Annotated in this window: 14 protein-coding genes; 4 read left to right on the top strand and 10 right to left on the bottom strand. The window is 58.2% G+C overall.

Going from position 1 to position 15,041, the window contains the following annotated elements:
- Positions 1 to 66: 66 nt before the first annotated feature.
- Positions 67 to 507 (top strand): helix-turn-helix domain-containing protein, encoded by a 441-nt coding sequence (locus CVE23_RS15555; protein ID WP_038919778.1) that lies wholly within the window; start codon positions 67 to 69, stop codon positions 505 to 507.
- A 58-nt stretch (positions 508 to 565) separates the two neighbouring features.
- Here the strand turns inward: CVE23_RS15555 and CVE23_RS15550 are convergent, their stop codons facing one another.
- The 6 genes from CVE23_RS15550 to ppiB form a co-directional block, all read right to left on the bottom strand.
- Positions 566 to 1,936, bottom strand: coding sequence for an L-serine ammonia-lyase (locus tag CVE23_RS15550; RefSeq protein WP_100849871.1), 1,371 nt, complete (start codon positions 1,934 to 1,936; stop codon positions 566 to 568).
- Positions 1,937 to 1,998: 62 nt separating this feature from the next.
- Positions 1,999 to 3,282, bottom strand: coding sequence for an HAAAP family serine/threonine permease (locus tag CVE23_RS15545; protein WP_038919777.1), 1,284 nt, complete (start codon positions 3,280 to 3,282; stop codon positions 1,999 to 2,001).
- Positions 3,283 to 3,751: 469 nt separating this feature from the next.
- Positions 3,752 to 4,822, bottom strand: coding sequence for a 5-(carboxyamino)imidazole ribonucleotide synthase (gene purK, locus CVE23_RS15540; RefSeq protein ID WP_100849870.1), 1,071 nt, complete (start codon positions 4,820 to 4,822; stop codon positions 3,752 to 3,754).
- On the bottom strand, positions 4,819 to 5,328 hold the full coding sequence (purE, locus tag CVE23_RS15535; RefSeq protein ID WP_038919775.1) for a 5-(carboxyamino)imidazole ribonucleotide mutase: 510 nt from the start codon (positions 5,326 to 5,328) through the stop codon (positions 4,819 to 4,821). Before purE ends, purK begins: the two co-directional genes overlap by 4 nt.
- 242 nt (positions 5,329 to 5,570) lie before the next feature.
- Positions 5,571 to 6,293: a UDP-2,3-diacylglucosamine diphosphatase gene (gene lpxH / locus CVE23_RS15530; protein WP_100849869.1), complete on the bottom strand. Its 723-nt coding sequence runs from the start codon at positions 6,291 to 6,293 to the stop codon at positions 5,571 to 5,573.
- A gap of 10 nt (positions 6,294 to 6,303) precedes the next feature.
- Positions 6,304 to 6,798 carry a peptidylprolyl isomerase B gene (ppiB, locus tag CVE23_RS15525; protein ID WP_038667053.1) on the bottom strand — a complete coding sequence of 165 codons (495 nt, stop codon included), beginning with the start codon at positions 6,796 to 6,798 and terminating at the stop codon, positions 6,304 to 6,306.
- A 338-nt stretch (positions 6,799 to 7,136) separates the two neighbouring features.
- Here ppiB and CVE23_RS15520 point away from each other — a divergent pair, with 338 nt between their 5' ends.
- Both CVE23_RS15520 and cysS read left to right on the top strand, forming a co-directional pair.
- Complete coding sequence (locus CVE23_RS15520) at positions 7,137 to 7,559, top strand: DoxX family protein (RefSeq protein ID WP_038919771.1); 423 nt, start codon at positions 7,137 to 7,139, stop codon at positions 7,557 to 7,559.
- Between the two features lie 407 nt (positions 7,560 to 7,966).
- A complete protein-coding gene (gene cysS / locus CVE23_RS15515; RefSeq protein WP_100849868.1) occupies positions 7,967 to 9,352 on the top strand; it encodes a cysteine--tRNA ligase in 1,386 nt (461 codons plus the stop codon).
- Between the two features lie 159 nt (positions 9,353 to 9,511).
- Here the strand turns inward: cysS and ybcJ are convergent, their stop codons facing one another.
- Together ybcJ and folD are read right to left on the bottom strand one after the other, a co-directional pair.
- Positions 9,512 to 9,724: a ribosome-associated protein YbcJ gene (gene ybcJ / locus CVE23_RS15510; protein WP_038667063.1), complete on the bottom strand. Its 213-nt coding sequence runs from the start codon at positions 9,722 to 9,724 to the stop codon at positions 9,512 to 9,514.
- Between the two features lie 6 nt (positions 9,725 to 9,730).
- A complete protein-coding gene (gene folD / locus CVE23_RS15505) occupies positions 9,731 to 10,600 on the bottom strand; it encodes a bifunctional methylenetetrahydrofolate dehydrogenase/methenyltetrahydrofolate cyclohydrolase FolD (protein WP_038921072.1) in 870 nt (289 codons plus the stop codon).
- A gap of 381 nt (positions 10,601 to 10,981) precedes the next feature.
- On the opposite strand from folD, the gene CVE23_RS15500 reads away from it, so the two are divergent.
- The gene (locus tag CVE23_RS15500; protein ID WP_049854914.1) at positions 10,982 to 12,922 is read left to right on the top strand and encodes a methyl-accepting chemotaxis protein; all 1,941 of its coding nucleotides are present in this window, start codon (positions 10,982 to 10,984) and stop codon (positions 12,920 to 12,922) included.
- A gap of 11 nt (positions 12,923 to 12,933) precedes the next feature.
- Here CVE23_RS15500 and hutG read toward each other — a convergent pair whose 3' ends face one another.
- Both hutG and hutI read right to left on the bottom strand, forming a co-directional pair.
- Positions 12,934 to 13,734 (bottom strand): N-formylglutamate deformylase, encoded by an 801-nt coding sequence (hutG, locus tag CVE23_RS15495; protein ID WP_100849867.1) that lies wholly within the window; start codon positions 13,732 to 13,734, stop codon positions 12,934 to 12,936.
- Positions 13,731 to 14,945, bottom strand: a complete 1,215-nt coding sequence (hutI, locus tag CVE23_RS15490) for an imidazolonepropionase (RefSeq protein WP_100849866.1) — start codon at positions 14,943 to 14,945, stop codon at positions 13,731 to 13,733. The genes hutG and hutI overlap by 4 nt, the downstream gene beginning before the upstream one ends.
- Positions 14,946 to 15,041: the final 96 nt, after the last annotated feature.

Below are 15,041 nucleotides of genomic sequence, written 5' to 3'. Positions count from 1 at the left end.
GTGATTGAACCCGGCGGTGATAAAATAGCGTCGGTTTTCATTCACGCGTATTAAACGGTAGGCATTATGAGATTCAGCACCATGAGCGAAGGTGACATCATCACCGAGCTTTGTCGGCGGATAAAAGACGCGCGCATTCAGCAACGCTTGTCGCAGGTGGATTTGGCCGAGCGGGCTGGGCTTGGCATCGCCACCATCAAGCGGGCGGAAATGGGCGAGTCGATTACCCTGAGCAGCCTGCTGGCGATTCTGCGCGGGTTGAATCGCTTACATCAGCTGGAAGGCGTGCTGTTTGATACCGAAGTCGAGAATTTTAATGCGCGCCTGAATGGCGGGCAGCCGCGCGCGCCGTTGCGTATTCGTAAGAAAAACGCCGATGTCGCCGCGCCTGTGGCTGCACCGGAGTCGATGCCCAAACCGGTCGCCAGCGCGCTTGACTGGTATGTTTCCGCCGCCGAAAACAACCTGATCTGGTCCTGGCCGGATAGCGAGAAAAAACCTTCCTGAAAAAACGCCGGGCATTAACCCGGCGTGTGATTCTGTTTTAACTGCCTGTGATGAACGCTTACTCGCACTGCACCACTTTGATCGCCAGACCGCCGCGGGAGGTTTCGCGGTATTTGGCGTTCATGTCTTTACCGGTTTCGTACATGGTTTCAATCACTTTATCCAGCGAGACGCGGGGTTCGCTGGCGCGGCGGATCGCCATGCGCGCGGCGTTGATGGCTTTGACGGAGGCGATGGCGTTGCGTTCGATGCACGGCACCTGAACCTGACCGGCTACCGGGTCGCAGGTCAGCCCCAGATTGTGTTCCATACCGATCTCCGCGGCGATGCATACCTGTTCCGGGTTGGCGCCCAGCAGTTCCGCCAGACCGGCCGCCGCCATTGAGCAGGCTACGCCCACTTCGCCCTGACAACCCACTTCCGCTCCGGAAATAGACGCGTTCATCTTGAACAGAATGCCGATGGCGCCGGCCGCCAGAAAATAGCGCAGACAGGTGTCCGGCGTTACCGGCTGGATGAAACGGTCATAATACGCCAGTACCGCCGGAATGATGCCGCACGCGCCGTTGGTCGGCGCCGTCACCACCCGGCCGCCGGCGGCATTTTCTTCCGACACCGCCATGGCGAACATGTTTACCCAATCCATCGCGTCCATCGGGTCGTTGGAGAAACGGCCGTTGGTGAACAGCAGGCGGTGCAACGCCGAAGCGCGACGCGGCACCCGCAGCGGGCCGGGCAGGACGCCTTCGGTGTTCATGCCGCGATGAATGGCATTCTGCATGGTTTGCCAGACGCTGGCGAAATAGGCTTCCAGCGCGTCGCGGCCGTGCATGGCGATTTCGTTTTTCATCACCACCGCCGACAGCGACAGGCAGTTGTCGTGGCAGTGCTGTAACAATTGCCGGGCGGAATAGAACGGCCAGGGTGCGCGTTCTTCCTGCGCCATCGGCTGGCCGAAGTGCTCCTGATCGACCACGAAACCGCCGCCGATGGAGTAGTAGGTTTTGCTGTACAGCACCTTCTGGCTGGCGTCGAGCGCGCGGATCGTCATGCCGTTTTCATGCAGCGGCAGGTTCTCCGGCTGAAAGCGCAGCGCGCTGTCCAGCGGGAAGCTGACGTCATACCGCCCGTTGAGCAGCGACAGACGGCGGGTATGCTGCACCTGTTGAATAAACGCCGGGATGGCGTCGATATCCACGCTGTCCGGCAGGTTGCCCGCCAGTCCCATAATGATGGCGATGTCGGTATGGTGGCCCTTGCCGGTCAGGGCCAGCGAGCCGTAAACATCAACGATAATGGCGTCAACCGATGAAATCAGAGACAGGCTGACCAGATCGTCCGTGAACATGTTGCCAGCTTTCATCGGGCCAACGGTATGCGAACTGGAAGGGCCGATACCAATTTTGAAAATATCAAATACGCTGACCATAGGGGGTTCCTTTCAGCTGACGCAGGCAGCCGGGCCGCCTGCGTCGGGAGGGTACGGAGGTATTACTCGAACAGGGTGTAGACGATAGCGGTGATGGCGATCAGACCCAGCAGGGTGACGAACACATTGCTCAGCGTGCCGCTGTACTGGCGCATGGCCGGCACTTTACGGATGGCGTACATCGGCATCAGGAACAGCAGACAGGCGATAACCGGGCCGCCCATCGTTTCAATCATACCCAGAATGCTTGGGTTAAGGGTGGCGACCAGCCAGGTGGTGACCAGCATGAACAATGCGGTGATGCGGTTCAGTTTGGTGGTCGAGACGGTCTTGCCGCGGCTGCGCAGCATTTTCACCATCATGCCGTTAAGGCCTTCGCCGGCGCCCAGATAGTGGCCGAGGAATGACTTGGAGATAGCGATGGTGGCGATGACCGGCGCCATATACCCCATGACCGGGTTGTTAAAATGGTTAGCCAGGTAGGACAGAATCGAAATGTTCTGCGTCTTGGCTTCCATCAGCTCCGCCGGAGAGAGCGCCAGTACGCAGCTGAACACGAAGAACATCACGGTCAGCACCATCATGGTGTGGCTGCAGGCCAGAATGCGGGAGCATTTTCTCTCGGCGTTGTCGCCATACTCGCGGCGTTTGGCGACCGCGAAAGATGAAATGATCGGCGAATGGTTGAAGGAGAACACCATTACCGGAATTGCCAGCCACAGCGTCGCCAACATGCCGTTGCCGGTGGTGCTGTTGGTCAGGGAAATATTGTGGAAGACCGTGGTATTCCAGTGAGGAATTAAATACAGCGCCAGCATCATTAATACCGCCACGAACGGATAAACCAGCACGCTCATGGCTTTTACAATCATGGCTTCGCCGAAACGGACAATAAACATCAGCCCCAGAATCAATATCAGCGACAGAATCGCCCGCGGCGGCGACGGTAAATGCAGCTGGTGAGTAATAAAGCTGTCAACGGTATTGGTAATGGCTACGCTGTAAACCAGAAGAATCGGATAAATGGCGAAAAAATAGAGCAGGGTGATTAATTTTCCCGCACCGGTGCCGAAATGTTCTTCTACCACTTCGGTAATATCTTCACCGCTTTTTTTGCCGGATAAGACAAAACGGCATAATGCGCGATGAGAATAATAGGTCATTGGAAAAGCAATAATTGCCATGATAATCAACGGAATCAGACCGCCAATACCGGCATTGATGGGCAAAAACAGCACGCCCGCCCCAATTGCCGTGCCGTACAGGCCCAGCATCCAGACGGTATCGCTTTTACGCCAGCCTGAAGCTTGCTCCAGTACCTGACTGCTGTCTTGAATTGTGCTCATGCGTGTTTCTCCTTGGTGAACACAGAGTATAAAAAATACCGTACCGGCGGCAGGCCAATACAGAGATAATTCGCAGGTGTCACACGAGACATCATGTGAATCGGGGTAATCTTTTTTGTGGCTGCATTCTATATCCTGACCGTTGAGGAATAATAGTGAGGCGATCACACAAATGAATTAAGGTCAATTATTTTAACCCCAATTAATTAAAAATAAAATATCAGGATTGATGCGTTAAATTTTTTATTTTCGACGGTATCTTTTTTGATGCGTTAATGCGGTTAATTGAGGGGGTAATAAAGCGTAAATATATTTCATGAGAAATAGCGACAGGTGAAATAAATAACCAATGAAACATATTTAATTTGGAGACGGTGAAAATAATAAACCCAATCATCATAATGTCACGTAAAAATCTTGCTTCAGGTACCGGCGAGCCGACGCCGGCCCGCCAGTATCATTAAATGACTCAGCAGCTCAGTTGCTGCTGGGCCCATACCAGCCCGGACTGATAGGCGTCCGGCAACAACGGCGCCAGTGCGCGCAGCGTCTGATTCAGCAGCGCGGCATCCGGGTGATTGAGGTTCAGGTGACCCACCTTGCGGCCTGGACGTACCTCTTTCTCATACCAGTGCAGGTGCACCAACGGCAGCGCCAGCCAATCGATATTCACGTCGGTGCCGATCAGGTTGACCATCACCGACGGGCTGGCGACGACCGGGGCCGGTAACGGCAGGTCGAGAATCGCGCGCAGGTGCAGTTCGAACTGACTGATGGAGGCACCGTTTTGCGTCCAGTGGCCGCTATTGTGCACGCGCGGCGCCAGCTCGTTGATCAGCAGGCGATCGCCCACCACGAAGCATTCCATCGCCATCACGCCCACGTAGCCGAGACGATGCATAATGGCCGACAGCATCTGTTCCGCCTGCTGTTGCAGGTGCGGCTGCGGTTGCGGCAATGCCACGCTGGCGCGCAGGATGCCGTCTTCATGCAGGTTGCGGGTCAGCGGGTAGAATACGCAGTCGCCTTTTGCGTTGCGCGCGCCGACCAGCGATACCTCGCCGGAAAACGCGATGCCCTGTTCAACGATGCACTCGCCGTAGCAGTCGGCAGGCAGGCTATGCTCTTCGCCCGGACGAATACGCCACTGACCGCGGCCGTCATAACCGCCGACGCGGCGTTTAACGATCGCCAGTTCGCCCAGCGCAGCGAATACCGCCGGCCACTCCTGCGCCGAGGCCAGCAACTGCCAGGGGGCGGTGGCCAGATTCAGTTCGTCCAGCAGTTGTTTTTGGGTGTAGCGATCGGCCAGACGCGGAAAAATATCACGGTTGACGAACGCCGGGTGCTGCGCCAACTGGCGGGTCAGCGCCGTTTCCGGCCAGCGTTCGATTTCAGCGGTGATGACGCTGTGTTGCACCGGCACCGATTCCGGCTCCGCATCCAGCCCGACCGGATAAACGGCGATGCCCAGCGGCTCGCCGGCCTGGCGCAACATACGGCCCAGTTGGCCGTTACCCAGTACGCAAACCGGTTTCATGCATCCTCCCGCGGATCCGGGTGGTTCAGCACCTCGTCGGTCTGCGCCTGACGCCAGGCGGCCAGACGAGAAGCCAGCTCGCGGTCGTGACGCGCCAGAATCTGCGCGGCCAGCAGGGCGGCGTTAGCGGCGCCGGCTTTGCCGATGGCCAGGGTGCCGACCGGAATGCCGCGCGGCATCTGCACAATCGAATAGAGGCTGTCGACACCGCTTAACGCGGCGCTCTGCACCGGCACGCCCAGCACCGGCACCAGGGTTTTAGCCGCCAGCATACCCGGCAGGTGAGCGGCGCCGCCCGCGCCGGCGATAATAACGTCAAAGCCATTCTGGTCCGCCTGTTCGGCGAAGCTGAACAGTTTATCCGGCGTGCGGTGCGCGGAGACGACTTCAACGTGATAGGGCAGATTCAGCGTGGTGAGGATCTCTGCAGCAAACTGCATGGTGGCCCAGTCACTCTTTGAACCCATGACAATAGCGATTTTCGCCGGGGCAGCGTTGGATGACATGCCTGTAATGCTCCTGTGGTTTGCATGACGGTGGTGATTCATGTCGATGATCGTGCATGACAGTAGATGATCGTGCATGACAGTAATCGTGCATGATGCGGTCATTGCGCGGTGCAACGGCGACCTGAAACCGGAGCCGCAGGTCGCGAGGGCGTAGAGCATACCATGAGCCAGAGGGGAGGAAAACGGTTGCGTGGCGATGAAATGGGCCGTTAAGGGGGGGAATCAGTGTAAACGTCGCGTTACAACGGAAATGAAATCAGACGGACGTCGTCCGCGGTCACCCGCAGCAGAGAACCTTCCTGATGCCAGGCGCCCAACACGGCGCGCTCGGCGCACACGCCGGCCTGATCGATCGGATGAATCGCCGGGCGGTGGGTATGACCGTGGATCATCAGCGTGGCCTGATGGTGTCGCAGGCGGGCCATCACTTCATCGGCGTTGACGTCCATAATGGTCATGGATTTGTGCTGGTTGGCCTGCTGGCTGGCAGCACGCATACGGGCGGCGATGCGCAGACGAAGGGACAACGGCAGCCACAGGAAAAGCAGCTGGATAAGCGGGTTATGCACCTTGCGGCGGAAGTTCTGGTAGGCGTGATCGTCGGTGCACAGGGTATCGCCGTGCAACAGCAACGTGCGACGGCCATAGAGGTCAAGCACCGTTTCCGTGGCGAGCAACTGCAGGCCGCTCTGGCGGGCGAAGCGCGCGCCGAGCAGAAAGTCGCGGTTGCCGTGGGCGAAATAGCAGGGTACGCCGGTGTCGGCCAGCGTCTTTAACGCCTGCGCCACCGTGGCGTGCAGCGGGGCCGGGTCGTCGTCGCCAATCCAGGCGTCGAACAGATCGCCGAGGATGTAGAGCGCGTCGGCGCCGGGCGCGTCTTCACGCAGAAAACGCAGAAAACCGGCGGTGATCGCCGGTTCCTGTTCGCTCAGATGCAGATCGCTAATAAACAGCGTGGTCATGCAGCCGGCGTTACTCGCTGACGGTTACGCTGGTAACGACTACGTCTTCTTTCGGTACATCCTGATGCATACCGCTGCGGCCGGTGGACACAGCCTTGATCTTGTCGACCACGTCCATGCCTTCCGCCACTTCGGCGAACACGCAGTAACCCCAGCCGTTTACGCTTTCAGATTTGAAATTCAGGAAGTCGTTGTCCACCACGTTGATGAAGAACTGGGCGGTCGCTGAATGCGGATCATTGGTGCGGGCCATAGCCAGCGTGCCACGGTTGTTGCCCAGACCGTTGTTGGCTTCGTTCTTGATCGGCGCGTTGGTGTCTTTCTGGTTCATGCCGGGTTCGAAGCCGCCGCCCTGGATCATGAAGCCGTTGATCACACGGTGAAAGATGGTGTTATCGTAAAAACCGCTGCGGCAGTAGTTCAGGAAGTTTTCCACGGTAACCGGTGCTTTTTCCGGGAAGGTATTGATGACGATGTCGCCGTGGTTGGTATGAAACGTAATCATAGATGAACCTTACTTAGCCATAGTACACAGAATGATGAGAGATATTCACCGAGGCGCCAAGTCGCCAAGAGCGCTCTTATAACATAAGTGAATGGCTGAGTCAGCACAGGGGAGAAGCCGGCGGAGAAATGTGGAGACAGGCATGGAAAATCTTTCAAATAAACTCATTGATTCTCGGTATTTAGTTGAGTTTATTTGAAATATATTTTTGTTGCGCTAAATCAATAACTGGTTTCATTTTGATATGTTTTTTTACTTTCTAAACTTATCCTTGTTGTAGTTGATAGTCACTCTCGTTAACACGTTGCTCACTCAATAATCATACAGGTAGGTAAATTATGTTGGACCGGATTAATCAGCTGTTAGACAAACCGGATTGCGGCAAGCTGGTTTTGCGACTGTCATTCAGTATTTTGATGCTGTTCCACGGTGTTCATAAGCTAATCGCCGGCGTCGGTGGTATTCAGGGGATGCTGGCGGCTCACGGCCTGCCTGGGTTTATCGCCTATGGCGTGTTCATGGGGGAAGTGTTGATGCCGGTACTGATGATTCTCGGCATCCTGACCCGTCCGGCCGCGCTGATCTTCTCGTCCACCATGGTGGTGGCGCTGCTGCTGGCTGAGCCGCAGGCGTTGTTCATGCTGGAAAAAACCGGCGCATGGGGCGCGGAAGGCGTTGCGGTCTATTTCTTTGCCGGTATCGTGATTGCGTTGCTGGGCAGCGGCAAATATTCCGTAATGAGTGACCCGCGCTGGCGCTAAGCTGGATATACGGTAACGGATTTATCCGGCTGCGACTGGCAGCCAAGCAAACCCGGCGATATCGCCGGGTTTGTGCGTTTAGGGGCCGCTCAGGACGCGAAACCGCAGGGGATGCCTAATATTAGGCTCACCCGCTTGCAATAGGGCAGGGTTCAGGTTTCAATACGCAGCTAAAAGCCTATCCCAATTAGGCTATTTTACTTGCCATTTTGGCCCTGGGCAGTGCTCGAAATCCTCACGTACTACGTGTACGCTCCGGTTTCTCCGCGCTGTCCGAGTCCAAACTGGCTGCGCCAATGACGCCTATTGAGATAGGCTCTACGTCCGAAAACCGGATAAAAACCGACTTTATTACGCGTACCGCAGACAACGATGCACATCTCCTGCGAACACCATGGAATGCCCTGATGCTAAAGATCTTTAATACCCTGAGTCGTCAAAAAGAGGAATTCAAACCCATCCACGCTGGCAAGGTTGGCATGTATGTGTGCGGGATAACCGTTTACGACCTGTGTCATATCGGTCATGGGCGGACGTTTGTGGCATTTGACGTGGTGGCGCGCTACCTGCGCTATCTGGGTTACGACGTAAAATATGTGCGCAATATCACCGATATTGACGACAAGATCATCAAACGTGCGACGGAAAACGGCGAAACCATCACGCAACTGACCGATCGCATGATCGGTGAAATGCATACCGACTTCGATGCGCTGAATATCCAGCGCCCGGATGAAGAGCCCCGCGCGACGCATTACATGGCGGAAATCATTGAGCTGGTGGAAAAATTGATCGCCCGTCGTCACGCTTACGTGGCGGATAACGGCGACGTGATGTTTTCGGTGGATACCGCGCCGGGTTACGGCGCGCTGTCTCGCCAGGACCTGGAGCAACTGAAAGCCGGGGCGCGGGTGGAAATCACCGAGGTGAAACGCAACCCGATGGACTTCGTGCTGTGGAAAATGTCCAAAGCGGGCGAACCGAGCTGGCCGTCGCCGTGGGGTAATGGCCGTCCGGGCTGGCACATTGAGTGCTCGGCGATGAACTGCAAGCAGTTGGGTGAGCATTTCGACATTCATGGCGGCGGGTCCGACCTGATGTTTCCGCACCACGAAAACGAAATTGCCCAGTCTACCTGCGCGCACGGCGGCGATTATGTGAATTACTGGATGCATACCGGCATGGTGATGGTCGATCGGGAGAAGATGTCCAAGTCGCTGAACAACTTCTTCACCATGCGCGATGTGCTGACGCACTACGATGCCGAAACCATCCGCTATTTCCTGATTTCCGGCCACTATCGTAGCCAACTGAATTACACGGAAGAAAACCTCAAACAGGCGCGCGCCTCGCTGGAACGCCTGTACACCGCGCTGCGCGGCACCGATGCCGCCGCACCGGCGGCGGGGGGCGATGACTTCGAAAGCCGTTTCCGCGACGCGATGAGCGATGACTTTAATACGCCGGAAGCCTACTCGGTGCTGTTCGACATGGCCCGCGAGGTTAACCGCCTGAAAGCGGAAGATGCGGCGGCGGCCAACGGTCTGGCGGCAGCGTTGCGTAAGCTGGCTGGCGTACTGGGGCTGCTGGAGCGGGATCCGGAGCTGTTTTTGCAAAGCGGCGCGCAGGCCGATGACGGCGAAGTGCAGGAAATCGAAGCCCTGATCAAACAGCGCAACGATGCCCGTCAGTCCAAAGACTGGGCGCTGGCCGATGCGGCGCGCAACCGGCTGACGGAAATGGGCATCGTGCTGGAAGACGGCCCGCAGGGCACTATTTGGCGTCGCAAATAATCCTGGCGTCGCAAATAATCCTGGCGTCGTAAATAATCACGGTTCGCCAGACGGCGTTCCTCCAATAGAAAAGGCCCGGTTTTTCCGGGCCTTGTTTCATCGTTGGACTGCTACGACATTGGGTTGCGACGATATGAAGTCGTTACGAAAACCGGCGCGTCACGCCTGAACGGTAACGGACTCTCCGTTAAAACTCACAACCTGACCCGCGACGATCTTGCAGCGCTTGCGGGTTTCGGTCTGGCCGTCGACGGTCACTTCACCGGCGGCAATCGCCTGCTTGGCGGCGGCGCCGCTTTCGCTCCAGCCTTGCAGTTTCAGCAGGTCGCACAGTTCCACGTGCGGGTGTTTGTCCAGATGGAATACGTTCATGGGGGATTACGCCTGTGCCGTTGTGTCGTGGTATTCCTCGCAGGCCTGCAAGGTGTTTTGAATTAGCGTCGCGACCGTCATCGGCCCTACGCCGCCCGGCACCGGCGTGATGTACGCGGCGCGCTCTGCGGCTTCGTCAAACTTCACATCGCCTACCACTTTGCCGTTTTCCAGCCGGTTGATGCCGACGTCAATCACGATGGCGCCTGGTTTGATCCACTCGCCCGGAATGAACCCTGGCTTGCCGACGGCCACGACCAGCAGGTCGGCGTGTTCGACGTGATGACGCAGGTCTTTGGTGAAGCGATGGGTGACGGTAGTGGTGCAGCCCGCCAGCAGCAGTTCCATGCTCATCGGGCGGCCGACGATGTTGGATGCGCCTACCACCACGGCGTTGAGGCCGAACATGTTGACGTCATAGCGCTCCAGCAGCGTGACGATGCCGCGCGGGGTGCAGGGGCGCAGCAGCGGCGCGCGCTGGCACAGTCGGCCGACGTTATACGGATGGAAACCGTCCACATCTTTGTCCGGCGCGATACGCTCGATGACCTTGGTATTATCGATTCCCGCCGGCAACGGCAACTGAACCAGAATACCGTCGATGGCGGCATCGGCGTTCAGTTCGTCGATCAGCGCCAGCAGTTCCGGCTCGGTGGTGGTGGCCGGCAGGTCGTAGGAGCGGGAAACGAAACCGACTTCCTCACAGACTTTGCGTTTGCTGGCGACATAAATCTGCGAGGCGGGGTTGTCGCCCACCAGCACGACCGCCAGCCCCGGCGCGCGTTTACCTTCGGCCAGTCGTTGTTTTACGCGCACGGCCACTTCGTCTTTTACCTGCTGCGCAATCGTTTTACCATCAATAATTTTTGCAACCATGTACAGAAAATCCATCATTTTCAATGCGGGGGGAATGCGCCTATTTTGGCAGAAGCGGCGCGGGCTGTCAGGCGTTGTATGGTGATTAATTGTGATGTCTGGCTTGTCAATGACGTAGCGCTTCAGGAATGGGCGCGGTTTAACGGTTTTCTGGCGTAAATCGGGGGTATATCAATCTATAAGAACAAATTATTGCGGTGTATTTCTCCCAGGCCGATGTACCACTTTAGGAGGAGTAAAGTTTCAGTGTCGAAGGACGATGAAAATTGAATTATTAATTTTCGTGTTGACTATTTCTGGCGTGATGACATCAACGCATATCTGGGATCAAACTACTACCCGGGATAAAGCGATCACCCGGGATCAAACAAGGGGCGGTACATGCTTCGATTATCCTCTCTTTCTATTCGTTACAAGTTTGCTCTGGCGTTAATGCCGCTACTGGTCGCTCTGCTGTGGTTCTCCGCCAGCGGCGTGCTGGAGCGCCGTCAGACGGAGCAGGACATGGCGCAGTTTTCCCAGTTGCTGTCACTGGCGCAGCGGGCCGGTAATGCCGCCCACGCCCTGCAACGCGAACGCGGCATGAGTTCCGGCTTCATCGGCAGCAAGGGGCAGAAATTCGCCGATCCGCTGCGAACCCAGCGTGTTGAAACCGATAAAGCATTAGCCGCGTTGTGGGAAAGTCAGTCCGCGCTGGCCTTATCCAGCTCCGCTGGGGGTATCGCGCAGCGTCTGAACCGTTTGCAGGAGCGCCTGCAAACACTCTCCTCGCTGCGCGCTCAGGTAGACGGTTTCTCGCTGCCCACGTCGCAAGTGGTGGGGTGGTACACCGCCAACGTCAGCGACCTTATCGCACTGGTGGGCGATATGAGTCACCTGGTAACGAATGGCGGGCTGGTAACCCGCGTGGCGGCCTATTACAACGTGCTGAATATCAAGGAACAGGCGGGCATCATGCGCGCATTGTTGTCCGAAGTGTTCGCCGTGGATCGTTTTGCGCCGGGTCAGTACGAGCGTTTCAGCCAACTGGTCGGCATGGAAAGCGCGTACACCAATGCTTTCAATCAGTTCGCCCAACCGGCGCTCAGTCAGCGTATGCAGGACTCACTGAGCAGTGCGACGGCGCAACCGGCGCTGAAAATGCGCGATACCGCGTTTGCCAAAGCCGCGACCGGAGGATTTGGGGTTGACGCCAACGAATGGTTCACACAGCAGACACAGCGCATCGACCAGTTGAAAGCCATTGAGGATGCGGCATCGACGGATTTGCTGAGCTGGGCGGACACGCTGGAAAAACAGGCCCGGCTGAGCGGGTACGGTTATCTGGGCGGCGCGGTGGCGGCGTTGTTGCTGGCGCTGCTGCTGGCGGTGCTGGTGGCGCGCAATGTCTATCAGCAATTGACCTCGACGCTGAAAACCATTGATGAAATGGGCAATGACCTGACGTGTCGGCTGGATGTTCAGGGTAAAGATGAACTGTCGCAGTTGAATCGGGCCTATAACCGGTCGCTGGAAAATATCGAACATGTGGTGTGTACCATTAAGCAGAGCGCCGGGTTGGTGGAGCGCGCCAGCAATGAAATCGCACAGGGTAATCAGGATCTGGCGCAGCGGACCGACGAACAGGCGGCGTCGCTGGTGGAAACCGCCAGCAGCATGGAACAGATTACCGTGGCGGTGAAACAGACTGCCGATTACGCCGCTCAGGCGTCGGAACTGATGAAAATCATGGAAGAGCAGATTGGCGTGGCCGATCAGGTCACATTGCAGGCCAGTGAAACGATGGCGCTGATTCGCCAGTCCAGCGAGCAGATGTCGCAAATCACCGCGGCGATTGACGCCATCGCGTTTCAGACCAACCTGCTGGCGCTCAATGCGTCGGTGGAAGCGGCCCGGGCAGGCGAGCAAGGGCGTGGGTTTGCCGTGGTGGCGACAGAGGTGCGCAATCTCGCCCAGCGCAGCGCCGGCGAGTCGCAGCGTATCAGGGAGCTGATTTCCGGCAGTATCGACCAGGTGCATGCAGGCGTGACGCTGGTTACGCGCAGCAGCGAAACCATGAAGCAGATCATGACCAGTACGTCGCAGGTGCGGGATTTTGTCAGCGATATCGCCACCGCGGCGCGGGAGCAGTCGCTTGGCGTGGATCAGGTGCATCTGGCGCTGAATCAACTGGAACAGGTGACGCAGCAGAATGCGGCGCTGGTGTCGCAGGCGGCCAGCGCCAGCCAATTGCTCGACAGGCAGGCCGGCGACATGAAAGAAACCGTCGATCGCTTTGTGGTGGCCGATAGCGGTAATGCCCGGGTGGGCCTGCCTCTGTGATAAACCGGCGGTCAGCCGTGATGCAGCCTGGCCGCCGTGTCCATAAAGGTACGCACGATGCGTTCCAGCATCGGTTGCAGTTCCCGCGCTTTGGCCGGTTGCCAGGCGAACGGCGCCTGTTCGCTCATATAGTTGCACTGCGCCAGTTCCAACTGCAGCGCATACTGATGCTGCTCCGGCTGGCCGTAGGCTCGGGTGATATAGCCGCCGCGGAATCGGCCGTTCAGTACCCAGCTCCAGTGGTACTGTGACTGACACGCCTCCAGCAGCGCGGCTTCGATTTCGGGCGCGCTGCTGAGACCGCCATTGGTGCCGAGGTTCAAATCCGGCAGTTGGCCGTCAAACAAACGTGGAATACGTGAAGCGATGGAGTGGGCGTCGAACAGCAGCGCATAGCCGTGGCGCTGCTTGATACGCGCCAGTTGCTGCTGGATTTGCTGATGATAAGGCTGCCAGATATCGCGCAGATAACCGGCACGCACTGTTTCCGACGGCGCGCGGTCGGCCAGGAATGCCGGGGTGCCGTCGAACAGTACGTCCGGAAACAGGCCGGTGGTGGCGGTGGTATACAGCGGCTGATCGTCGGCCGGACGGTTCAGGTCGATGACAAAACGCGAATAGTTGGCCGCCAGCACGCTGGCACCCAGCCCGCGGGCGAAATCGTACAGTTGCGGGATATGCCAGTCGGTATCCGACAGCGGCCGCGCGGCCGGGCTGAGCCCGTCGGCCACCTCCGGCGTCAGGTCGGTGCCGGCGTGGGGAATGCTGAGCAGCAGCGGGCTGTCGCCCTCGATAAAGGTAAACGGGGTCATGGGCGTTGTTCTCCGCGAAAAATCGTAGTGCAGGGCAGTTGACCGCCCAGCCAGTAAACCAGTTCCGCCGGGCGCGCCAGCGGCCAGTGTACGAAATCCGCCACCTTGCCGGTTTCCAGCGAGCCGTGGCTCTGCTCCAGCCCCAGCGCGCGGGCGGCGTGCAACGTTACTCCGGCCAGCGCTTCTTCCGGCGTCAGTCGAAACAGGGTGCAGGCCATGTTCAGCATCAGCCGCAGCGACAGCGCGGGCGAGGTGCCGGGGTTGCAGTCGCTGGCGATCGCCATCGGCACGCCGTAGCGGCGAAATTGCTCGACCGGCGGGCATTGCGTTTCCCGCAGCAGATAATAGGCGCCGGGCAACAGCACCGCGACGGTACCTGCCGCCGCCATTGCCGCCACATCCTGCTCGGTGGCGTATTCCAGATGGTCGGCGGACAACGCCTGAAAGCGTGCGGCAAGCGCGCTGCCATGCAACGACGATAACTGCTCGGCATGCAGTTTGACCGGCAGTTTATGCGTTTGCGCCGCCTGAAACAGCCGCTCTACCTGCGCCGGGCTGAACGCCAGATGCTCGCAGAAGGCATCGACGGCGTCGGCCAGCCCTTCGCTGACCACCGCCGGCAGCAGTTCGCGGCAGACGAGATCGATCCACGCCTCCGGTTGCTGCCGGAACTCCGGCGGGATGGCGTGGGCGGCCAGACAGGTCGAGACGATCTGCACCGGTTGTTGCCTGCCCAGCGCGCGGATCACCCGCAGCATTTTCAGTTCGCTGTTCACATCCAGCCCGTAGCCGGATTTGATCTCCAGCGTGGTGACGCCTTCGGCCAGTAACGGCCGCAAGCGTGCGAGCGCCGAGGCGAACAGGCTGTCGTGGTCCGCCTGCCGGGTAGCGTTGACGGTGGCGAGAATGCCGCCGCCCGCCGCGGCGATATCGGCATAGCTGACGCCGTTGAGGCGCTGCTCGAATTCACCGCTGCGATCGCCGCCAAACACCAGATGGGTATGGCAGTCGATAAAACCGGGCGTAATGATGCCGCCGCCAAAATCGGTGACGCGCGACGGCGCGATAGCAGGCAAGGCTTGCCGCGCACCCAGCCAGACGATGCGGCCGTCGGTAACGGCCAGCGCGCCATCCTCAATCACCTGATAGCGGCCGCCGCGCAAGGTAACCAGATCGGCGCCCAGCCACAGACTGTCACAGACTATCGTCATCCTGTTCCCTCTTGCTGTTATAGTCTTGTATAGACAAGTTATACGCCCCACCGCAGGATTTCAGCAAGCTGTGACGGAATAGGAATTTCTTATTCA

The sequence above is a fragment of the Dickeya fangzhongdai genome, assembly GCF_002812485.1.
Taxonomy (GTDB): Bacteria; Pseudomonadota; Gammaproteobacteria; order Enterobacterales; family Enterobacteriaceae; genus Dickeya; species Dickeya fangzhongdai.
The sequence above is the reverse complement of the archived record's forward strand: the minus strand, read 5'-3'. Positions and strand labels throughout refer to the sequence as shown.